Genomic DNA, 21,870 nt, shown 5'->3' with positions numbered 1-21,870 from the left:
GGTATTGACCCGGATGCAAGCTCGGGTGCGCCAATAAAGGGCGCGGCCCGGGGCAACGGTCATGATTTGCGCGTCATGCAACTAAATCAACGCTTACAAGCACTTGTATTGCAGATTTGAAACAATCGAGTGATACCCTGGTCTGCCCGTCGGCCCGTTTTGGGCCAATTCAGCCTAACGGAAAACCACCCCGATTGACCGCAGCGCCAAACTTCAAACCAGGGCTGGGGCAGCTTTTGTGTAAAAAGCCGGGGCTGCGGCGCGTTCGTCCTCGAAGATCACCGTTTCCCATGCTGAAGTATCCTCCAGCACCGCCCGCGCCAGCTTATTGTTGAGCGCATGGCCGGATTTGAAGGCGGTGTAGGCCCCCAGCAGCGGCTGGCCGAGCAGGTACAGATCGCCCACCGCATCGAGGATCTTGTGGCGCACGAATTCATCGTCGTAGCGCAGGCCGTCCTGGTTCAGCACGCGGAATTCATCCACTGCCACCGCGTTTTCCAGGCTGGCGCCGAGCGCCAGGCGGCGCGAGCGCAGGAACTCGAATTCACGCATGAAGCCGAAGGTGCGGGCGCGGCTGACTTCGCGGATATAGGCGCTGGTCGAAAAATCGACCGTCGCCTGCTGCGCCGTGGACTTGAGCAGCGGATGATCGAAATCGATATGGAAGCTGAGACGGAAGCCCTCGTAAGGCTCCAGGCGCGCCCACTTGTCGCCGTCCGAAACCTCCACCGGCTGCCTCATGCGCAGGAAGCGCTTCGGCGCGTCCTGCTCGTGAACGCCGGCCGACTGGATCAGGAACACGAAGGGCCCGGCGCTGCCGTCCATGATCGGCACTTCCGGCGAGGAAAGTTCCACCACGCAGTTATCGATGCCCATGCCGGCCAAGGCCGACATCAGGTGCTCGACCGTGGCCACCTTGACCCCGTCCACCACCAGGTTGCTCGACAGCGTGGTTTCGTTGACCGCGACCGCCCGCGCCGGCACTTCCCGCGGCGGACTCAGGTCCACGCGACGGAACAGGATGCCGGTATCCGGCCCGGCGGGCAGCAGCGACATGAACACTTTCTGTCCGCTGTGTAGACCGATGCCGCTGGCGCGGATCGGATTGCGTAGGGTTCTCTGCCGGATCATGTTTTTGAGAATATGCGGCACCCCGCCGGAGCGGGTGGGTTAGCCGGATGTCCGGCCTGAGACGCGTATTTTAACACGGAGTTCCAGCCGGCCCGGTTAAGCCCTTGTAACCCAAAGCCCCGAGCCATCCCCCGCCGGGCGGCAGGGGACGCGGCAGCCAAGCCTTCCCTGGCCCGGCTGCCACACACCACATCAAGCGCGCCATGGCGTAACGCGCCCGACCATCCAACCATCTCGCAAGCGGTCCAGCACCGCCTGCTCCAACAGTCCAGCCCATCGCCTGTTTCAACAGTCCGCGCCATGGATGGCGCGGTGCTCGACAGGGACGTTAATCAGCCTGGGCCCGCAGGAACGCCGGAATATCCAGCAGCTCCTCGTTGTAATCCAGCGCCATCAGGCTGGCCGAGGTCGACGGACGCGCATGGCGCGCCGGCGGGATCTCCACGTCGTGACCACGCGCCGGCCAGGCCGACGGCGTGCGCAGCGGCGTCACCACGCCCGGGGACTTCAGGCGCGGCTGTTCCATCGCCGCCGCGGCTTCCTTGACCTTGGCGGCGCGCGAGCCTTCCAGGCCGGTGGCCACCACCGTCACCCGCAGTTCGCCGTTCAGCGCCGGGTCGAAGCTGGTGCCGCACTTCATGTCGACTTCGGCCGAGGCGATCTCGTTGATGCGCTCGTTGACCAGCTCCAGCTCGTCCAGGGTCAGGCTCTCGTCGCAGGTGATGTTGACCAGGATGCCGCGCGCGCCGATCAGTTCCAGATCGTCGAGCAGCGGGCTGGACAGCGCCGCTTCCACCGCCCGCTTGGCGCGGTCTTCACCGGTGGCCGAGCCCAGGCCCATCATGGCCATGCCGCGGTTGCTCATCACCGTCTTCACGTCGGCGAAGTCCACGTTCATCATGCCCGGACGGGTGATCAGGTCGGAAATGCCCTGCACCGCGTTCTGCAGCACGTCGTTGGCCGCCTTGAAGCCGCTGAGCAGCGTGACGTTGCCGCCCAGCACCAGGCGCAGCTTCTCGTTCGGAATCATGATCAGCGAGTCGACATGCTGCTGCAGCTCGCGGATGCCTTCCTGCGCCACGGCCAGGCGCTTCTTGCCCTCATGCGGGAACGGCTTGGTCACCACCGCCACCGTGAGGATTTCCAGCTCGCGGGCGATCTCCGCGATCACCGGCGCCGCGCCGGTGCCGGTGCCGCCGCCCATGCCGGCCGTGATGAACAGCAGGTCGGTACCTTCCAGCATCTCGCGGATGCGGTCGCGATCCTCTTCCGCCGCCTCGCGACCCAGCTTCGGGTTCGAGCCGGCGCCGAGGCCGCGCGTCACTTCCGCGCCGAGCTGCAGCTGCAGCGTCGGCACGCACTTTTCCAAATGATCCCGATCCGTGTTGGCGGAGATGAATTCCACACCCTGGATATTCGCCGCCGCCATCTGGTTGACCGTATTGCAGCCACCGCCGCCCACGCCGATCACACGGATCACGGCGCGCTTGCTTTGACCGTCCACCAACTCGAACATCTCTGGTACCACATTCGCCATGTCAGCCTCCTTACAAAATCTTTTGAGAACAACCCACCTGAAACGTCCTTGTTACAACCCAGAAATCGAACCCGCTAAAAATGGCCCTTCAACCAGCCCTGGACGCGTCCCATCCAGTGCTGCATCCCCGCCGTGCCGGACAGATGCGATCCGCCGGCCGGCCTTTGTTGTCTGGCGAACAGCAGCAGCCCCACGCCGGTGGCGTAGGCCGGGCTGCGCGTCACTTCCTCGATGCCTTCCACCTGGTGCGGCAGGCCCAGCCGCACCGCCACATCGAGCACCTCTTCCGCCAGCTCGAGGATGCCCGGCGTCTGCGCCGCGCCGCCGGTCAGCACCACGCCGCCGGCGATGAGGTCATAGACGTCGGCGCGATGCAGTTCCTTGCGCACGTAGCGGAACAGCTCCTCGTAGCGCGGCCGCATCACCTCGGCCAGCATCTGCCGCGACAGCCGCCGCGGCGGCGTATCGCCCACGCCCGGCACTTCGATGCCGGGGTCGTGCTGCACCATCTCCGGCAGGGCGCAGCCGTACTTCAGCTTGATCTGCTCGGCATGCTGGCCCGGCGTGCGGAAGGCCACCGCCACGTCGCTGGTGACCAGATCGCCGGCGATCGGCACCACCGCCGTGTGGCGGATCGAGCCGCCCTTGAACACCGCGATGTCGGTGGTGCCGCCGCCGATGTCCACCACCGCCACGCCGAGGTCGCGCTCGTCCGGCGACAACACCGCGTCGGCCGAGGCCAGGTGCTGCAGCACCAGCTTCTCCACCGTCAGGCCGCAACGCTCGACGCACTTGTAGAGATTCTGCGCGGCGGACAGGGTGCCGGTGACCATGTGCACCTTGGCCTCCAGGCGCACCGCGCTCATGCCGATCGGATCGAGGATGCCCTCCTGGCCGTCGACCACGAACTCCTGCGGAATCACGTGCAGGATCTGCTGGTCGGCCGGAATCGCCAGCGCGCTGGCCGCCTCGATCACCGCGTCGACGTCGCGCTGCCCGATCTCGCGATGGCGGATCGGCACCACGCCGACCGAGTTGAGGCTGCGGATATGGCTGCCGGTGATGCCGACATGGGCGGCGCGCACGCGGCAGTTGGCCATCAGCTCGGCCGCCTCCACCGCGCGGCGGATCGACTCCACCGTCGCCTCGATGTTCACCACCACACCCTTCTTCAGGCCGCGCGTCGGCGCGGTGCCCAGGCCGATCACCCGCACCAGCCCGGCCTGGCTCACCTCGCCGATCAGCGCGGCGACCTTGGAGGTGCCGACATCGAGGCTGACCAGGTATTCGGTGGCTTGGCGTCTACTCATGCTTGTTGCCCTCTGCGGCTTTGGCTCCCGCGGCCGGTGGCATCGCGGGTGCGTTCATTGCCTGCGTCGCATCCTTGCGGCCGCAGTCCGGCCGCGCCTTTCCTGGCGCGGCACCCTTGAGCACCGGACAAGGCCCGGTGTCTTTCCAGCCAACGGCGAAGCCGTTGCTGTAGCGCAGGTCGATATAGGCGACCTGGTCCAGTTTTCCGTCCAGCGTGCGCAGCACCGCGCCCTGCAGCAGCGCGGTCTTGCCGCGCGGATCGTCCTCGCCCAGGCGCAGCTCGATGCCGCTCGCGGTATGCAGCGTCCACGAACCGCGCGGATCCAGCCGCAGGCCGTCCGGGGCGAAGGCGCCGCCGGCCAGGGTCTCGGCGATGGCCTGGTAGTCCTGCATCACTTCCGCCTCGCGGCCGGCGGGGCCGGCCAGCTGCGGCAGCCCCTGCGGCAGGTCCTGTGCCGGCGGCGCGAAGGCCACGCCTTCCTCGTCGACCAGGCCCTTGTCGCCCCACAGCGCGTAGGGCTTGCGCTCCCACACGCGCACCGCGATGCGCCCCGGCCAGACCCGCGACACGCGCGCATGCGCCACCCAGGGCAGGGCTTCCACCTGTGCCCGCACTGCATCCAGCCGCACATCGAACAACCGCGCACCGGGCGCGATCGCCGCCGCCGCCGCGATCTGTTGCGGCTTCAGGTGCGACAGCTGGCCATCGACACGCAGCGCTTGCAGCGGGCGATTCAGCAGCGGCTTGATGGCGTGGCCGAGCAACATGACGAGCGCCAGCAATCCCGCCGCCAGGATCGCCGGCAGCAGGGCCCGCGGCAGGGTCGGTGCGTCGTTCATCGGCATGGCCATGGATCCGGCACTCACGCGCGCTCCCCGGTGGCGTTCGGATACAGACGAGAGATCCGAGTGAGGGAGCGCTCCCTCACCCCGCCAATCGCTCCGCGATCGGCCCTCCCCTGCGCCCACGACACGGTGCCCGGAACGGTGGGTGCGGGAGTGGGCGCAGGGGCAACCCCTCCAGCACCCACGCTACGCGGCACCGTGTCGGGGTTGTCCCCCGCCTTGCGGGAGAGGGACGTCAGTCGGCAGCGAAGCTGCCGGCTCATGTCCTGCCTCCCAGCGTGGTTTCCAGCACCGCCCAGCACAGGGACTCGTAGTCCATGCCGGCGGCGCGCGCCGCCATCGGCACCAGGCTGTGCGAGGTCATCCCCGGCACGGTATTGATTTCCAGCAGCCAGGGCTTGCCCTGGGCGTCGAGCATGAAGTCGACGCGGCCCCAGCCGCGGCCGCCGATCAACTCGAAGGCGCGGGCGCACATCGCGGACAGTTCCGCCTCGTGCAGCGGATCGAGACTGGACGGGCAGTGGTAGCGCGTCTGGTCAGAAATGTACTTGGCGTGATAATCGTAGAACTCGCCTTCCGGCTCGATGCGGATCAGCGGCAGGGCCTGGCCGTCGAGGATGGCGCAGGTGTACTCGCCGCCGGCGATGAAGCGCTCCGCCATCACCGCGCGCGGCCGCTCCTCGTACTCGCCGGCGGCGCGGCGGAAGGCCGAGCCGAGCTGGGTGGCGAACTTGACCTTGCTGATGCCGACGCTGGAGCCTTCCTCGGAAGGCTTGACGAACAGCGGGTAGCCGAACTGCTCGGCGGCGCGCAGCGCATCGCCCGGATCGCGCAGCGCCATCCACTCCGGCGTCGGCAGTCCTTCCGCCTTCCACATGCGCTTGCTGCGCAGCTTGTCCATGGCCAGCGCCGAGGCCAGCACGCCGCTGCCGGTATACGGCACGCCCTGCAGGTCGAGCACCGCCTGCACCGTGCCGTCTTCGCCGCCGGTGCCATGCAGCACGTTGAAGGCGCGGGCAAAACCTTGCTGGCCCAGCGTCAGGATGATCTCGCGGGTGGCGTCCACGGCGACGGCATCGACGCCGCGGCGCAGCAGCGCCTCGAGCACGCCCTGCCCGCTCCACAGCGAGACTTCTCTCTCTGCTGACCAGCCGCCCATCAGCACCGCGACGCGCCCGAAGTCCTTGGGGTTGGAGGTCAGCTTACGCATGGGTGGCCTCCCCCACGACCTTGATCTCGGGCTCCAGTTCGATGCCGGTGTTGTGCTTCACGGTGGTACGGATCATTTGAATCAGCTGTTCGACGTCGGCCGCCTTGGCGCCCTCGTCGGTGAGGATGAAATTGGCATGCAGCTCCGACACCACGGCGCCGCCGATGCGCCGGCCTTTCAGGCCGCAGCTCTCGATCAGGCGCGCGGCGTGGTCGCCGGGCGGATTGCGGAAGGTGCTGCCGGCGCTGGGCTTGCCCACCGGCTGCGTCGCCTTGCGCTTGGCCAGCGACTCGCGCGTCGCCTTGGCGTGGCTGCCGTCGTCCGGCGCAACCCGCAGGCGCGCCGCGAGGAAGCCGAGAAAGCCGCGCGGCGGCACCACCGTGCGATAGGACACGCCGAAATGCTCGGCACCGAGCCAGGCGCAGCGGCCGTCGCGGAAGATCGCTTCCGCTTCCAGCACCGCGCGCCAGGTCTCGCCGCCCCAGGCGCCGGCATTCATCGCCAGCGCGCCGCCGACGGTGCCGGGAATGCCGGCCATGAAGCCCAGCCCCGCCAGATGCTGCTGCTGGGTGAACTTGGCCAGCCGCGCACAATGCACGCCGGCCTCGGCCCACACCGTGGTCTCGCTGTCGCGCGACAGGCCATCCAGCGCGCCATGCAGGGCGATGACGGTGCCGCGGAAACCACCGTCGCGCACCAGCAGGTTGCTGCCCAGCCCCAGCCACAGCACCGGCTCGGATTGCGGCAGTTGCTGCACGAAGGCGATCAGGTCGGCGCGGTCGGCCGGCTCGAAGTAGCGGTCGGCCGGACCGCCGACGCGCCAGCTGGTGTGCCGCGCCATCGGCTCGTCCAGCCGCAGCGTGCCGCGCATCTGAGGCATTCCCTCACCCCACCACCCACTCCCGCCTTGCGGTAGAGGGACGTTGGTCGGCGGCAAAACCGCCGGATCGCGCACTGGGGGCTCGGCCATCACGCCTGCGCCTCCCCGGACAGTTGCTCCAGCAGGCCGGGCAGGCCGCCGATGTCGCCCGCGCCGAGGGTCAGCAGCACGTCGCCGTCGCGCACGATGGCGGACAGCGCCGCCGGCGCTTCCGCCACGCTGTTGACGAAGATCGGCTCGACCCGGCCGCGGGCGCGGATGCCGCGCGCCAGGGCGCGGCCATCGGCGTCCGGCAGCGGCGCTTCCCCGGCGGCATAGACCTCGGTCAGCAGCAGCACGTCCACCTCGGACAGCACCGCGCAGAAATCGTCGAACAGGTCGCGCGTGCGCGAGTAGCGGTGCGGCTGGAACGCCACCACCAGGCGCCGCCCCGGATAGGCGCCGCGCATCGCCGACAGCGTCGCCGCGATCTCGCGCGGATGATGGCCGTAATCGTCCACCACCCGCACCAGGGCCTGTCCCTTGCGGGTCTTGATGGCGAGGTCGCCGTGCGATTCGCAGCGGCGGCCGACGCCCTCGAACTCGGTCAGCGCCTTGCGCACCGCGTCCATGCCTACGCCCAGTTCATGGGCGATGGCGACGGCGGCCAGCGCGTTCTGCACGTTGTGCCGGCCCGGCAGGTTCAGGTGCAGTTCCTCGCGCGTGCCGTCCGGCAGCACCGCGGTGAAGTGCGCGCCGGAAGCCTCGAAACGGATGTTCTCGGCGCGCAGGTCCGCGGCCTCGTCGACGCCGTAAGTCAGCACCGGCCGGCCCACGTCCTGCAGGATCTCGCGCACCACCGGATCGTCGGCGCACAGCACCGCCAGGCCGTAGAACGGCAGGCGCTGCAGGAACTCGACGAAGGTCGCGCGCAGCCGGCGGAAATCGCCGCCGTAGGTTTCCAGATGATCGGCGTCGATATTGGTGACCACCGCGATCATCGGCGTCAGGTGCAGGAACGAGGCGTCGCTCTCGTCCGCCTCCGCCACCAGGTAGGCGCCGCTGCCCAGGCGCGCATTGGCGCCGGCGCTCTTCAGGCGGCCGCCGACGACGAAGGTCGGGTCGAGCCCGCCCTCGGCGAGCACGCTCGCCACCAGGCTGGTGGTGGTGGTCTTGCCGTGGGTGCCGGCGATGGCCACGCCGTAGCGGAAGCGCATCAGCTCGGCCAGCATCTCGGCGCGGCGCACCACCGGGATGCGCGCCTCGCGCGCCGCCACCAGCTCGGGGTTGTCCGCCTTCACCGCCGTCGACACCACGATCACGTCGGCACCGGCAACGCGGGCCGCGTCATGGCCGAACTCGACCGTCGCACCCAGGTTCTGCAGGCGGCGCGTCGCCGCGCTCTCTTTCAGATCGGAGCCCGAGACGGTATAGCCCAGGTTGAGCAGCACCTCGGCGATACCGGCCATGCCGGAACCGCCGATGCCGAGCAGGTGGATGCGGCGCACGCGGCGCATCCATTTCTGTGCGAGCTGGGGCTGGCCGGTCACGGTCATCATGCCGCGACCCTCCGCAAATTCATCACGAAGTCGGATGTACCGCGTTGGGTCGTGGCGGCAATCGCCTTGCCGTCGATCCCGCTGCGCGGGTCCCTCGCCGGGTGGCTCATGCCGCCGCCTCGATGCAGGCATCTGCGATCACGTTCACTGCGTTGGGCCAGGCCGCCTTGCGCGCCGCCTGCGCCATCATCACCAGCTGCTCCCGACGGTCCAGCAGACCGATCAGCATCTGCGCCAGCAGGTCCGGCGACAGCAACTCTTCCGGCACCATCAGCGCCGCGCCGGCATCGACCAGGTACTGGCCGTTGTGCGTCTGGTGGTCGTCGACCGCATGCGGATAGGGCACCAGCAGCGCGGCGCAACCCGCCGCCGCCAGCTCGGCCACGGTGGAGGCGCCGGCGCGGCAGATCACCAGGTCGGCCCAGCCGTAGGCGGCGACCATGTCGTCGATGAAGGCCGTCACTTCGCCGCTGACGCCGTGCTTCGCATAGGCCGCCTGCGCCGCTTCCAGCGTGCGCCCGCCCTGATGGCGCACCAGCGGACGCTGCGCGGCGGGGATCAACGCCAGCGCCGCCGGCACCATCTCGTTCAGCGCCTTTGCGCCGAGGCTGCCGCCGATCACCAGTACCTGCCCCGGCGCGCCGCGCGCACCGAGGCGCTGCGCCGGATCGGCCAGCTCGGCGAAACCCGGGCGCACCGGGTTGCCCACCGTCTCGGCGCCGGCGAAGGTCCGCGGAAATGCCTCCAGCACGCGGCGCGCGATACGCGCCAGCAGCTTGTTGGTCAGGCCGGCGATGGAGTTCTGCTCGTGGATCACCAGCGGCCGCCGCGTCAGCCAGGCGGCGAGCCCGCCGGGGCCGGCGGCGAAGCCGCCCATGCCGAGCAGCACGTCCGGCCGTTCGCTGCGGACCACAGCCAGCGCATCGCGCAGCGCGCGCAGCAGGCGCAGCGGCGCACCGAGCCAGCTCAGCGCACCCTTGCCGCGCAGGCCCTTCACGCGCACGAAGCGCACTTCGATCCCGTGCTTGGGCACGGTGCGCGCCTCGAAGCTGTCCGGCGTGCCCATCCACACCACCTCGTGGCCGCGCGAACGCAGCACCGCGGCGACGGCGAGGCCGGGAAACACGTGGCCGCCGGTTCCTCCGGCCGCGATCATGATCTTCATGGCCGGCCTCCCGCTTCGGGATGACCGGCTTCGATCAGGCGGTTCTCGTGATCGACGCGCAGGATCAGCGCCAGCATCACCAGCACCGTGATCAGGCTGCTGCCGCCGTAGCTGACGAAGGGCAGGGTCAGACCCTTGGTCGGCAGCATGCCCATGTTCACCGCCATGTTGATCATTGCCTGCAAGCCCAGCCAACTCGACAACCCATAACAGAGGAAGGCCTTGAACAGGCAGTTGAGCTTCTCGGCGTTGTGGCCGATGACGAAGCCACGCCAGACGATGACACCGAACAACGCCAGCAGGGCCGCCACGCCAAGCAGGCCGAACTCCTCGGCGAGGATGGCGAAGATGAAGTCGGTGTGCATTTCCGGCAGGTACAGCAGCTTCTGCACGCTGTTGCCCAGGCCCACGCCGGCGACTTCGCCGCGGCCGACCGCGATCAGCGACTGCGTCAGCTGCCAGCCGGCATGCTCGGCATCGGCCCAGGGATCGGTGAAGGTGAGCAGGCGCTTCATGCGATAGGCCGCGGTCCACACCAGCAGGGCCAGGGTGGTGCCGACGATGCTGAACAGGCCGCCGAGATAGTTGAGCTTGGCGCCGCCGAGGAACAGCATCAGCATCGCCACCGCGATGAGGATGGCGGTGGCGCCGAAGTCCGGTTCGGCCAGCAACAGCAGGCTCACCAGCCCCAGCGGAATGAACGGCATGGCCAGGCCCGGCAGGCTGGTCTGCAGGCGCAGCTGTCGTCGCACGATGTAGCCGGCCAAATACAGGATCATGGCCAGTCGCGCCGGCTCCGAGGCCTGCAGCCGGAACAGGCCGAAGTCGAGCCAGCGCCGCGCGCTGTTGACGCGCACGCCGACGTGGGGGATCAGCACCAGCACCAGCAGGAAGAAGGCCAGGGCCAGCAGCAGCGGCCCGCTGTTCTCCCAGCTCTTCATCGGCACCGCGAAGGTCATCATGCCGCAGACGCAGCCGATGACCACGAACACCAGTTGCCGCTCGAAGAAATACAGCGGCGAGCCTGACATCTTCTCGCCGATCGCCACCGAGGCCGAGGCGACCATCACCAGGCCCCAGCCGAGCAGCACCGCCACCGCCAGGCACAGCGTGCCGTCGAGGCCGTAACGCGCGCGCGGCAGGCCCAGCGACAGATTGCCTTGCGTATTGATGCGCTGGGCGCTCATGCGGCCACCGCCTCCGCGCGCACCAGCGCGGCAAAGCGCGCGCCGCGATCTTCGTAATTGCGGAACTGGTCGAGGCTGGCGCAAGCCGGCGACAGCAACACGCGGTCGCCGGCCTGCGCCAGCTTGCGCGCCGCGTCCACCGCGGCGGCGAGATCGGCTACGCACTGCACCGGCAGGGCGCCGCCGAGATCGCGTTCGATGCGGGAGGCATCCTCGCCGAAAACGATGGCGGCACGCGCCTTCTCCTTCAGCGGACCGCGCAGCGCGGTGAAATCCTGGCCCTTGCCCTGGCCGCCGCCCAGCCACACCAGCGGACCGGAGAAACCCTGCAAGGCGGCCAGGCTGGCGCCGACATTGGTACCCTTGGAATCGTTGATCCAGGTGACGCCGCCGACTTCGGCCACCCACTCGCAACGGTGCGGCAGGCCCTTGAATTCGGCCAGGGCGCGCAGGCTGCCGGCGCGCGGAATGCCGGCGGCGTCGGCCAGCGCCAGCGCGGCCAGCGCATTGGCGGCGTTGTGCAGGCCCTGGATCTTCAGTGCGGACAACGGCAGCAGCGCCGCGGGCTGGAAACGCGAGGACGAGGCCTGCAGCGGCGCCCCGTCGGCGCCGACGCCGCTGCCTTCCGGCGGCGCCGCCAGCCACAACTCGCCATCCTGTTCGATCAGGCCGTAATGTCCCGGCACCGGCAGCTCCAGGCCGAAGCTGACGATATTGCGCGCCAGGTGCGCGCCGGTATGGGTGGCGCGGTCGTCGCGGTTGACCACCGCGGTCTGTGCATGCGCATAGATGCGCGCCTTGGCTGCGGTGTAGCGCTCGACCGAACCGTGGCGGTCGAGGTGATCCGGCGAGACGTTGAGTATCGTCGCCGCGACCAGCTTGAGCGTCTCGGTGGTTTCGAGCTGGAAGCTCGACAGCTCCAGCACGTAGAGCTGGGCCTGCGCATCGAGCAGGTCCAGCGCCGGCGTGCCGAGATTGCCGCCGACGCCGGCGCGCAAGCCGGCCGCCGCGGCCATCTCGCCGACCAGGGTGGTGACGGTGCTCTTGCCGTTGCTGCCGGTGATGCCGATCACCGGCGCGGCGGCGGCGCGCGCGAACAGCTCGACGTCGCCGATGACTTCGACCTTCGCCTGGCGCAGCGCCGCGATGAAGGGATCGTCCAGCGGCACGCCCGGCGACACCACGGCGAAGGCGAACTGCGACCAGGGCTGCGGCGCATGGAAGGCGCCGAGGTGGAACTCACCCTGCGGCACGGCCGCGCGCACCTGCTCGATGCCGCCTGGCGCCTCGCGCGAATCGGTCAGCACCAGCGCGGCGCCGGCGCCCGCCAGGTAGCGCGCGGTGGCGGCGCCGGACTTGCCCAGGCCGATGACGAGGATCTTCCGGCCGGCGTATGGGCTCATAGCTGAGCCTCCTGACCAAGCCTGAAGTGATTAGTGGTTAGTAGCCGGTGATTAGTACAGCACCGCGGGGCAATCCCTGCGAACTGATCGCTAATCACTAACCACTGACCACTTCTCTCCCGAATAATCATCGCCTTCACCGCACCTTGAGGGTCGACAGACCCACCAGAACGAGAATCAGCGTGACGATCCAGAAGCGCACGATGATCTTCGGCTCCGGCCAGCCCTTCAGCTCGTAATGGTGGTGCAGCGGCGCCATGCGGAAGATGCGCTTGCCGCCGCTGTATTTGAAGTACAGCACCTGCAGGGCCACCGACACCGTCTCGGCGACGAACACGCCGCCCATGATGGCCAGCACGATCTCCTGCCGCACCAGCACCGCCACCACGCCGAGCGCGGCGCCCAGCGCCAGCGCGCCGACGTCGCCCATGAAGACCTGCGCCGGGTAGGCATTGAACCAGAGGAAGCCGAGGCCGGCACCGGCAATGGCGGTGCAGAAAATGGTCAGCTCGCCCACGCCCGCGACATAGGGAATGCCGAGGTAACTGGCGAACTTGACGTTGCCGGTGGCGTAGGCGAACACCGCCAGGGCCGAGGCCACCAGCACCGTCGGCATGATGGCCAGGCCGTCGAGGCCGTCGGTGAGATTGACCGCGTTGCTGGAGCCGACGATGACCAGGTAGGTCCAGGGGATGAACCACAGGCCCAGTTGCAACGTCACTTCCTTGACCAGCGGCAGGATCAGCGTGGTTTCCACCGGCGTCTTGGCGGTGTAGTAGATGCCGATCGAGGTGGCCAGGCCGGTCAGGGACAGCCAGAAATACTTCTTCTTCGCCACCAGGCCCTTGGGCGACTTGTGCCTGATCTTGAGCCAGTCGTCGGCGAAGCCCACCGCGCCGAAGGACAGGGTCACGAACAGCGCGAACCAGATGAAGCGGTTGCTCAGATCGCCCCATAGCAGGGTGGCGATGGCGATCGCGCCGAGGATCATGGCGCCGCCCATGGTCGGCGTACCAGTCTTGGCCAGGTGGCTCTGCGGTCCGTCGCGGCGGATGATCTGGCCGAACTTGAGCACCTGCAGGCGACGGATGATGCCCGGGCCGAAGATGAAGCAGAACAGCAGCGCGGTGAGGATGCCCAGGATGGAGCGCACCGACAGGTAGCCGAACAGGCGGAAGCCGCCGACGTAGTGCTGCAGGTATTCGGCCAGTGCGTAGAGCATCAGTGGGCCTCGGCCACGGTAGTGCCGGTCAGCGCGGCGACGACGCGCTCCATGCGGGAAGAACGCGAACCCTTGACCAGCAGCGAGACCTTGGCGGCGTCGGCCGCGGCAAGCTCGTCGCGCAGCGCTTCGATCAGGGCTTCGGCGGTGGGGAAGTGATACGCCTGCGCGCCGAAGCCCGCCGCCGCATGCTGCGCCAGCGCGCCGACGGTATAGAGCCGGTCGATGCCCAGGGCGCGCGCGGTGCGGCCGGCCTCTTCGTGGATCGCCGCCTCGTCGCCGCCCAGCTCGCGCATATCGCCCAGCACCAGCCAGCGGTTGCCGGGCAAGCCGGCCAGCAGGTCGAGCGCGGCGCGCAGGCTGGTGGGATTGGCGTTGTAACTGTCGTCGAGCAGGCGCGCGCCCTGCGGCGTGCCCAGCCAGTTGAGGCGGCCCGCCACGGGGCGCACTTCGGCGAGGCCGGCGGCGATCGCCGCGACATCGAGACCCAGCGCGAGGCCGGCGGCGGCGGCGCTCAGCGCGTTGAGGACGTTGTGGCGCCCCGGCAGCGGCAGCTCGACGCGGGCGCGGCCCTGCGGCGTGATCAGGGTGAAGACACTGGCGGTCGGTGCATGCTCCGGCTCGCCGTGAATGTTCTCGGCGCGTACATTCGCCTGCGGCGACAGGCCGAAGCTGAGCACGGTGCTGCCGCCGGCCAGTTCGCGCCAGAGATCGAAATAGGCGTCGTCGCGATTGATCACCGCGACGCCGCGGCCGCCGAGCGCGGTGAACAGTTCACCCTTGCCGCGCGCCACGCCTTCGCGCGAACCGAAACCTTCCAGGTGCGCGTCGCCGGCCTGGGTCACGATGCCGATGTCCGGCCGCGCCAGGTCGGCCAGCAGCGCGATCTCGCCGCCGGCGCTGGCGCCCATCTCGATCACCGCGCTGCGGTATCCCTCGCGCAGCCGCAGCAGCGTCAGGGGCAGGCCGATGTGATTGTTGAGGTTGCCCTCGGTGGACAGCACCGGCCCGCGCGCGGCGCAGACCGCCGCCAGCATCTGCTTGGTGGTGGTCTTGCCGCTGCTGCCGGTCACGCCGATCACCGGCAGGGTGAAATCCGCACGCCAGCTCCTCGCATAGGCCTGCAGCGCGCCCAGGGTATCGGCGGCCAGGACCTGCGACGGAGCGCCCGAAACCGCCTGTGACACCAGCGAGCCGGTGGCGCCGAGGCTGGCGGCGCGCAACACGTAGTCATGACCGTCGAAGCGCTCGCCCTTCAGCGCCACGAACAGATCGCCCGGCCGCAGCTGGCGCGTGTCGGTGACGACGCGCGCGAAGGCCGCATCCTCGCCCAGCAGGCTGCCGCCGATGCGGCGCGCCAGGTCGGACAGGTGCTCCATGGGGCCTGCGCTCTGCGTGGCGGCACTCATGCGCGCACCTCGAGGCCGAGCAACTGCGCCACGAACGCGCGGTCGGAAAAATCGCGCCGTTCGCTGCCGTAGATCTGGTAGTCCTCGTGGCCCTTGCCGGCGATCAGCACCACGTCGCCGGCACCGGCGCCGCGCACGGCGCGTTCGATGGCGCGCGCGCGGTCATGCTCGACGCTGACGCGATCCATCATCGCCGCCGGAATGCCGCCGAGGATTTCCGCCACGATGCCGGCCGGATTCTCGCCGCGCGGATTGTCGTCGGTGACGATCGCCACATCGGCCAGTTCCGCCGCAGCCAGGCCCATCAACGGGCGCTTGCCGCGGTCGCGGTCGCCGCCGCAGCCGAATACGCAATGCAGCCTGCCGGCGGTGTGCGCGCGCAGCGCCTGCAATACCTGGGTCAGCGCCTGCGGCGTATGGGCGTAGTCCACCACCACCAGCGGCGCATCGCCCGCGGCTGCACGGAAACCTTCGATGCGGCCCGGCACGGTGCCGCAGGCGGCCAATGCCGCTGCAGCGTCCTGCAGGGCCACCCCCTGATGCAGCAGGCTGGCCAGCGCGGCCAGCAGGTTGTAGACGTTGAAGCGGCCGAGCAGGCGGCTGTCGATGCGCGCCTCGCCCCAGGAACTGCGCACGTCGAAGCGCAGGCCGGCACCGTGCAGCACCACGTCGGCCGCCAGCACATAGCGCCCGCGCGCCGGGACTTCGCCGCCGATGCCGTACAGCGTCACCTCGGCGTCGCCCACCAGGGTGCGCGCCCATTCGGCGGCATGCGCATCGTCGCGGTTCAGCACCGCGGCCTTCAGGCCGGGCCAGCTGAACAGGCGCCGCTTGGCCGCCGCGTAGTTCTCGATGGTGCCGTGGTAGTCCAGGTGGTCGCGCCCGACATTGGTCAGCACCGCCACGTCGAATTCGACGCCGGTGACACGGCCCTGGTCGAGCGCGTGCGAGGACACTTCCATGGCGCAGGCGCGCGCGCCGGCTTCGCGCTGCTCCGCCAGCAGGCGTTGCAGGCGCACCGGGTCGGGCGTGGTGTGCGTCGCGTCGATCAGGCGGCCGAGGCGGCCATAGCCGAGCGTGCCGAAATAGGCGCAGGGCAGGCCCAGGCGATCCAGCGCCTGCGCCACCAAATGCGCGGTGGAAGTCTTGCCGTCGGTGCCGGTGATGCCCACCGTGAACAGTTCGCGGCTGGGATGACGCCAGAAGCGCGCGGCGATCTCGCCGGCCTGCGCGCCGAGACCTACGACCGGCACGGTCGCCACCTCGTACTGCGGCGGCGCGACCTCGTCGCTCGGCTCCCAGGCGATGGCGATGGCGCCGCGCTTGAGCGCTTCGCCGGCGAAGGCCAGGCCGTGACGGGCCTGGCCGCGCGCCGCCAGGAACAGGCTGCCCGGCACCACGCGGCGGCTGTCCAGCTCGACGCCGGTCACCACCATGTCGGGCACGCCATCGGCGAGGCCTTGCAGCAGGCTGCGCAAGGGGCGCGTCACCAGGGCCGCGTTCAAGGATGCACCCCGGCGCCCAGCGCGATGCCCGGCGCGGCGGTCATCGCCGCGGCGCCGGCGGTCTGCAGCTGCGGCGCCTGCGGCGAGATGTCGGGCGGAATCTGCAGCAGGCGCGCGGCGCCGGCCATGACCCGCGCGAACACCGGCGCCGACACCGCGCCGCCGTAGTAATCGTCGCCGCTGGGATCGTCGATCATCACCAGGCTGACCAGGCGCGGATGCTCTGCCGGCAGCATGCCGATGAACACCGCTTGGTGATGGCCTTCGATGTAGCTGCCGTTGGCGTTCTTGCGCACCGTGCCGGTCTTGCCGGCGACGCGGTAGCCGGCAACCATGCCGCGCACGGCGGAGCCGCCCTTGTTGACCACGCCCTCGAGCAGCTGGCGCATGGTGCGCGCGGTCTGCGCCGAGATGACGCGCTGCGCGGGGATCTCGTGGTCGCGATGCAGGATCGACAGCTGCGGCATCAGGCCATCGTTGGCGATGCCGGTATAGGCGCGCACCAGTTGCAGGGCGTTGACGGTAAGGCCGTAGCCGTAAGAAGCCGTGGCGGTGGCGATCTGCCCCCAGTCGTTGTATTTGCGCAGCACGCCGCTGGCCTCGCCCGGCAGGCCCGAACCGACCGGCTCGCCGATGCCGAACTTCTGGTAGCCGGTCCACACCGACTCGGGGCCCATGATCAGGCCCACCTTGGCGGCGCCGACGTTGCTCGACTTGGCCAGCAGCAGGGCCAGGTCGATCTCGCCTTCGGGATGCACGTCGTGCACGGTCAGCGCGCCGACCTTGAAGAAGCCCGGGCCGGTGTCGATATGGATGTCGGCCGGGATGGCGTGGGTTTCCAGCGCCTGCGAGATCAGCAGGGGCTTGATGGTCGAGCCCGGCTCGAAGCTGTCCACCACCGCGCGGTTGCGCAGACCGCCGGAATCGCGGTCGTCGGCGCGGTTGGGGTTGTAGCCCGGCTGGCTGGCCAGGGCCAGGATGTCGCCGCTATGCGCATCCGCCACCACGATCAGGCCGCCCTTGGCCTGGTTCGATTCCACCGCGCTCTTCAGCTCGCGGTAGGCCAGGTATTGCAGGCGCAGGTCGAGCGTCAGGTTGACGTCCTGCCCCGGCTGCGCCTGGGTGTAGTCGTCGGTGTCCTCGATGACGTGGCCGGCGCGGTCGCGGATCACGCGGCGCGAACCGGGTGTGCCGCGCATCGCCGCATCCTGCGCCGCCTCGATGCCTTCCTGGCCCTTGCCGTCGATGTCGCAGAAGCCCACCACGTGGGCCGCCACTTCGCCGGCCGGGTAATAGCGGCGGTACTCGCGCTGCGAGAACACGCCGGGCGCGCCCAGCGCCATGAAGCGCTTGGCCTCGTCCGGATCGATCTGGCGCTTGAGGTAGACGAACTGGCGGTCGGAGCGCTCGCGCAGGAAACCTTCCAGCTCGCGCGAGGAGACGCCGAGCAGCTTGGACATGGCCACCACGTAGGGCGGCGCGTCGAGCAGGTCGGAGGGCACCACCCAGATGGAGTCGACCGGCGCCGACAGCGCCAGCGGCTCGCCGTTGCGGTCGCGCACCGCGCCGCGGTTGGCCTGCAGCGCCACCGTGCGCACCTGGCGCTTGTTGCCCTCGCGGGTGAGGAAATCGTTCTCCACCACCTGCAGGTAGAAGGCGCGGCCCAGCACCGCCACGGCGAATACGGCCATCAGGCCCAGCGCCGCCTGGCGGCGCCAGTTGCCGGGCTTGTCCGGGCGCAGCTTGAAGGCGGCGCTCACTGCGGCTTCCCCATGACCGCGGGCACGCCGGGAGCCGGCACCTCGGAGACGATCTGGTAATCGAGCGGATCGACCATGCCGAACTGGCTGCGCGCCAGCTCGTCGACGCGGCCGTGCTGCGCCAGCGTGGCCTGTTCGAGTTGCAGCTGCGCCCATTCCAGCTGCAGGCGTTCGCGCTCCTGGCGCTGGCCGTCGAGGCGCGTGGTCAGGTTGCGGCTGTGCTGCTTGACCTGCACCACCGCAACCGCGGAAATCATCACCAGCACGCCGAGCAGCAGGGGCGTGAAGGTGCCGCCGCTGCCGCCGGCTCGGTTGTTAGGCGAGGCGCTCAAGGCAGGCGCTCCGCCACGCGCAGCACCGCGCTGCGCGCGCGGGGATTGACGGCGATTTCCTCGTCCGTCGGCATCTGTGCCCGGCCGAGCAGCTTGAACACCGGCGCATCGCCGCGCGCATGGTCGCGCAGGAAGCGCTTGACCATGCGGTCTTCCAGCGAATGGAAGCTGATCACGGCGATGCGGCCGCCCGGCGCCAGCAGGGCGGGCGATGCCGCCAGCGCCGCCTCGAGCGCGGACAGCTCGCCGTTGATGTGGATGCGGATGGCCTGGAAGCTGCGCGTGGCCGGATGGATCTTGTGGCTGCGCGGGCCCGGCACCGTGGCGATCAGCGCCGCCAGCTGGGCGGTACTGGTGATCGGCGTCTCGCCGCGCGTGTCGACGATGCGCCGCGCGATGCGGCGGCTGTTGCGCTCGTCGCCGAAACGCCACAGCACGTCGGCGATCTCCTCGTCCTTGGCGCGGGCCAGCCATTGCGCGGCGGATTCGCCGGACTGCGGATCCATCCGCATATCCAGGGGGCCATCGTTGGCGAAGCTGAAGCCGCGCGTGGCATCGTCGAATTGCGGGCTGGAGACGCCCAAGTCGAGCAGCAGGCCGTCGATGCGCCCGACCAGGTCCAGCTCGGACGCCAGCGACTGCACTTCGGCGAAGTTGCGCGCGTGGATGCGGAAATTCGGAGCGCCCGCATGCTGCTTCCAGGCTTCCGCGACGGCCGCCGGATCGCGGTCCATGGCGTGCAGCATGCCGCTGCCCTGCAACGCGTCGAGGATGGCGCCGCTATGGCCGCCGCGGCCATAGGTCCCGTCCACATAGATTCCCCCGGCGTGGACGGCGAGTCCGGCCAGGGCTTCCGCGAGCATCACTGGCCGGTGGCTGAGCATCCGGCTAGTGCCCCGTGCTTGTGGCGTAACGGGCAAAACGCTTTGCACGGCGCGGCCCCATTACAGGTTCAGCGCCGCGTAGGCATCGGCATAGCTTGCCTGCGCCTCGCTGGTCGACGCGGTCCACTGCGCCTCGGACCACAGTTCGAAATGGTCGATCTGCCCCACCAGCACCACGTCCGTGCCGAGCTGCTTCAGCTCGCGCAGGATGGTCGGCACCACCACGCGGCCCTGCGCGTCCAGCTCCGACTCCACGGCATAACCGACGAACAGGCGCTGCATCAGCATGCGCTTGGCACGATCCTGGATCTTCGGGATGGCTTCGGCGATGCGGCGGAACACCGCCGCCGGGTACACCTCGATGCACTCCGGCCCGAGGGTGATGGCAATCTGCTTGCCGTATTCGTCGGCCAATTGCGTGCGCAGACGGGCGGGGACCGCGAGGCGGCCCTTATCGTCTATCGTCAGCTTGTTGGAACCGGCAAACATTGCGCGCGGGTGTGCCCCAAAATGGTCAATAGGCGCCCAAGATCATCCACTGGACTCCCTCACACCCCACTATAATCCACTGAAAACCACCCGGCAAGGATTATTTCCTGTCCGGACAAGGGCTTACGTGCAAATACCCAGTGCGGACACATTGCTGTAAAAACAGCCACTTAGAAAAGTTACTTAAAGTAATTACCTCTCCGGATGCCCCATTCCGGGCAGCCGCAAGGCGACTTTCGTCACGATTGGATTTACCGTCGGAAAGGGCGGCTACCCCACTTTGCGGGGTAAAACCCTGCTTTTAAGCATCCATCCGACCGCAAAACAGCGGCGGGGCGGCGCTGCTGCGCCGCCCGCGGTGGGAAGAAGTGGGGAGCCAACCTATAAGCCGGGTTCTGTCTAGCGGCCTTGCGGCGCCGAGACAACCATTCCTCTAGGACGGCGGTCACCCGACGTCTCCAGCAGCCTACCCGGAAGGCGCGCGGGCCGCGCGTCGGGTCGCGCATTGCTGCGGCGAGCCCACCTTCCCTATTTGGCCTTGCTCCGTGTGGGGTTTTCCGTGCCGCCCCTGTTACCAGGGACGCGGTGCGCTCTTACCGCACCTTTTCACCCTTGCCGGCCCCTTGCGGGACTTAGGCGGTTCGTTCTCTGTGGCACTTTCCGTCGGCTCACGCCGCCCAGCCGTTAACTGGCACACTGCCCTGCGGAGCCCGGACTTTCCTCTCCCGCTTCACGTCGAAACGCTGGCGGCGGCGGTTGTCTGGTTGGCTCCCCGGCACATTGTACTCCGACGCCACCAATGATCCCGTGCGGAGTGATTAGTGGTTAGTGGCCAGTGGTTAGTAAAAACACTCCAGCCGCCGAGCACTGGTCACTAACCACTAACCACTAACCACTAATCACTAATCACTGCTTTTCATGCGCCTGTTTTCTCATACCTGCTCCAACACCGAAATCGTCTGCGCCCTGGATTGCGCGGAGCTGCTGATCGGCATCGACACCGATTCGGATTATCCGTCCCCCGTCGTCGCCGATCTGCCCAAGCTGGGCCGCGACCTGGACCTGGACGTAGCCGGCGTGATCGCGCTGAAACCGGACCTGGTGTTGACCTCGCTGACCGTACCCGGCCACGAGCGCATCGTCGCCGAACTGGAAGCGGCAGGCCTGCGCACCCTCACCTGCGACCCGCTGGGCCTGGAGGATATCTACAGCGACATCCGCCGCATCGCGCAGGCCCTGGGCGTGGCGGAGCGCGGCGAAAAACTGGTGACGGAGATGCGCGCGGCGATGCCGCGGGTGACGCTGCCGCGGCCGCCGAAGGTGCTGATCGAGTGGTGGCCCAAGCCGGTGATTGCGCCGGCGCGGCAGTCCTGGGCCACCGACCTGATCGCGCTGGCCGGCGGCGTCAATCCCTGGGGCGCGCTGGAGGCGAAGAGCGCACCGCTGACGGACGAGCAGATCATCGCCTCCGCGCCGGACGTGGTGGTGATGTCCTGGTGCGGCGTGAAGGAGGAGAACTACCGCGCGGAGATCGTGCGGCGGCGGCCGGGCTGGGAGCAGGTGCCGGCGCTGCGGCACGAGCGCATCGTGCCGATCACCGAAGCCTGGCTGGGGCGCCCCGGCCCCAGGCTGGTGGAAGGCTACCGCGCGCTGCGGCGCGTCGTCGACGCGGCCGCAGCGGACCTGGGTGAAGCAGGCGCGGGCTAGTGTCCTGAGTTAGAAGTTCGCTGACAAAATCTCTTAATGGAAGCGAGGATATCGTCGGCAGACTTGGTCCAAGCGAATGGCCGTGGGTTTTTGTTGTAGGTATTCAGGTAGTCACGGATGGCGGCTTCCAACGCCACCGTGCTGCGATGCGTCCCGCGCCGGATTTGTTTCTGGGTCAGGTCCGCAAACCAGCGTTCGACTTGGTTGATCCAAGAGGCCGAGGTGGGCGTGAAGTGGGGCTTGAAGTGCGGGTGGCGAGCAAACCAGGATCGAACCGCTGGGGTCTTGTGCGTGCCGTAGTTGTCCATCACGACATGCACATCCAGATCGGCGGGCACCTGGTCGTGCAGGTGC

At 68.8% G+C, this 21,870-nt stretch carries 19 protein-coding genes and 1 other RNA gene; 1 reads left to right on the top strand and 19 read right to left on the bottom strand.

Annotation, left to right across the window (positions count from 1 at the left end; all coding sequences use genetic code 11):
* Positions 1-213: 213 nt before the first annotated feature.
* From lpxC to rnpB, 18 genes are all read right to left on the bottom strand, one after another.
* Positions 214-1,131: a UDP-3-O-acyl-N-acetylglucosamine deacetylase gene (gene lpxC / locus BP26_RS0103465; RefSeq protein ID WP_029919190.1), complete on the bottom strand. Its 918-nt coding sequence runs from the start codon at positions 1,129-1,131 to the stop codon at positions 214-216.
* Between the two features lie 328 nt (positions 1,132-1,459).
* Positions 1,460-2,647, bottom strand: coding sequence for a cell division protein FtsZ (ftsZ, locus tag BP26_RS0103460; protein WP_029919189.1), 1,188 nt, complete (start codon positions 2,645-2,647; stop codon positions 1,460-1,462).
* Between the two features lie 95 nt (positions 2,648-2,742).
* Complete coding sequence (ftsA, locus tag BP26_RS0103455) at positions 2,743-3,978, bottom strand: cell division protein FtsA (protein ID WP_029919188.1); 1,236 nt, start codon at positions 3,976-3,978, stop codon at positions 2,743-2,745.
* A complete protein-coding gene (locus BP26_RS0103450) occupies positions 3,971-4,846 on the bottom strand; it encodes a cell division protein FtsQ/DivIB (protein WP_157572336.1) in 876 nt (291 codons plus the stop codon). The genes ftsA and BP26_RS0103450 overlap by 8 nt, the downstream gene beginning before the upstream one ends.
* A 238-nt stretch (positions 4,847-5,084) precedes the next feature.
* The gene (locus BP26_RS0103445; RefSeq protein ID WP_029919186.1) at positions 5,085-6,035 is read right to left on the bottom strand and encodes a D-alanine--D-alanine ligase; all 951 of its coding nucleotides are present in this window, start codon (positions 6,033-6,035) and stop codon (positions 5,085-5,087) included.
* A complete protein-coding gene (gene murB, locus BP26_RS0103440) occupies positions 6,028-6,906 on the bottom strand; it encodes a UDP-N-acetylmuramate dehydrogenase (RefSeq protein ID WP_245611694.1) in 879 nt (292 codons plus the stop codon). Before murB ends, BP26_RS0103445 begins: the two co-directional genes overlap by 8 nt.
* A 98-nt stretch (positions 6,907-7,004) precedes the next feature.
* Positions 7,005-8,453, bottom strand: coding sequence for a UDP-N-acetylmuramate--L-alanine ligase (murC, locus tag BP26_RS0103435; RefSeq protein WP_029919184.1), 1,449 nt, complete (start codon positions 8,451-8,453; stop codon positions 7,005-7,007).
* Positions 8,454-8,559: 106 nt separating this feature from the next.
* On the bottom strand, positions 8,560-9,618 hold the full coding sequence (murG, locus tag BP26_RS0103430) for an undecaprenyldiphospho-muramoylpentapeptide beta-N-acetylglucosaminyltransferase (protein ID WP_029919183.1): 1,059 nt from the start codon (positions 9,616-9,618) through the stop codon (positions 8,560-8,562).
* The gene (ftsW, locus tag BP26_RS0103425; RefSeq protein ID WP_051748213.1) at positions 9,615-10,805 is read right to left on the bottom strand and encodes a putative lipid II flippase FtsW; all 1,191 of its coding nucleotides are present in this window, start codon (positions 10,803-10,805) and stop codon (positions 9,615-9,617) included. The genes murG and ftsW overlap by 4 nt, the downstream gene beginning before the upstream one ends.
* A complete protein-coding gene (gene murD / locus BP26_RS0103420; RefSeq protein ID WP_029919181.1) occupies positions 10,802-12,208 on the bottom strand; it encodes a UDP-N-acetylmuramoyl-L-alanine--D-glutamate ligase in 1,407 nt (468 codons plus the stop codon). The genes ftsW and murD overlap by 4 nt, the downstream gene beginning before the upstream one ends.
* A 136-nt stretch (positions 12,209-12,344) precedes the next feature.
* Positions 12,345-13,430: a phospho-N-acetylmuramoyl-pentapeptide-transferase gene (gene mraY, locus BP26_RS0103415; protein ID WP_029919180.1), complete on the bottom strand. Its 1,086-nt coding sequence runs from the start codon at positions 13,428-13,430 to the stop codon at positions 12,345-12,347.
* Positions 13,430-14,839 (bottom strand): UDP-N-acetylmuramoyl-tripeptide--D-alanyl-D-alanine ligase, encoded by a 1,410-nt coding sequence (locus BP26_RS0103410; protein WP_245611693.1) that lies wholly within the window; start codon positions 14,837-14,839, stop codon positions 13,430-13,432. Before BP26_RS0103410 ends, mraY begins: the two co-directional genes overlap by 1 nt.
* Positions 14,836-16,344 carry a UDP-N-acetylmuramoyl-L-alanyl-D-glutamate--2,6-diaminopimelate ligase gene (locus BP26_RS0103405; protein WP_029919178.1) on the bottom strand — a complete coding sequence of 503 codons (1,509 nt, stop codon included), beginning with the start codon at positions 16,342-16,344 and terminating at the stop codon, positions 14,836-14,838. Before BP26_RS0103405 ends, BP26_RS0103410 begins: the two co-directional genes overlap by 4 nt.
* Positions 16,341-18,104 carry a peptidoglycan D,D-transpeptidase FtsI family protein gene (locus BP26_RS0103400; RefSeq protein WP_051748211.1) on the bottom strand — a complete coding sequence of 588 codons (1,764 nt, stop codon included), beginning with the start codon at positions 18,102-18,104 and terminating at the stop codon, positions 16,341-16,343. The genes BP26_RS0103405 and BP26_RS0103400 overlap by 4 nt, the downstream gene beginning before the upstream one ends.
* The gene (gene ftsL, locus BP26_RS0103395; protein ID WP_245611692.1) at positions 18,101-18,436 is read right to left on the bottom strand and encodes a cell division protein FtsL; all 336 of its coding nucleotides are present in this window, start codon (positions 18,434-18,436) and stop codon (positions 18,101-18,103) included. Before ftsL ends, BP26_RS0103400 begins: the two co-directional genes overlap by 4 nt.
* Complete coding sequence (gene rsmH, locus BP26_RS0103390) at positions 18,433-19,320, bottom strand: 16S rRNA (cytosine(1402)-N(4))-methyltransferase RsmH (RefSeq protein ID WP_029919175.1); 888 nt, start codon at positions 19,318-19,320, stop codon at positions 18,433-18,435. The genes ftsL and rsmH overlap by 4 nt, the downstream gene beginning before the upstream one ends.
* A gap of 60 nt (positions 19,321-19,380) precedes the next feature.
* Positions 19,381-19,809 carry a division/cell wall cluster transcriptional repressor MraZ gene (mraZ, locus tag BP26_RS0103385; RefSeq protein ID WP_029919174.1) on the bottom strand — a complete coding sequence of 143 codons (429 nt, stop codon included), beginning with the start codon at positions 19,807-19,809 and terminating at the stop codon, positions 19,381-19,383.
* A gap of 368 nt (positions 19,810-20,177) precedes the next feature.
* An RNA gene (gene rnpB / locus BP26_RS27300) (RNase P RNA component class A) lies at positions 20,178-20,581 on the bottom strand.
* Between the two features lie 146 nt (positions 20,582-20,727).
* On the opposite strand from rnpB, the gene BP26_RS0103380 reads away from it, so the two are divergent.
* Positions 20,728-21,516 (top strand): ABC transporter substrate-binding protein, encoded by a 789-nt coding sequence (locus BP26_RS0103380; protein ID WP_029919173.1) that lies wholly within the window; start codon positions 20,728-20,730, stop codon positions 21,514-21,516.
* On the opposite strand, the gene BP26_RS0103375 is transcribed toward BP26_RS0103380, so the two are convergent.
* A partial coding sequence (locus tag BP26_RS0103375; RefSeq protein ID WP_029919172.1) for an IS630 family transposase occupies positions 21,513-21,870 on the bottom strand: 358 nt, incomplete at its 5' end. The genes BP26_RS0103380 and BP26_RS0103375 overlap by 4 nt on opposite strands.

Source organism: Nevskia soli DSM 19509 (assembly GCF_000711955.1).
Lineage (GTDB): Bacteria > Pseudomonadota > Gammaproteobacteria > Nevskiales > Nevskiaceae > Nevskia > Nevskia soli.
This window is presented reverse-complemented; position numbering and strand designations above follow the sequence as displayed.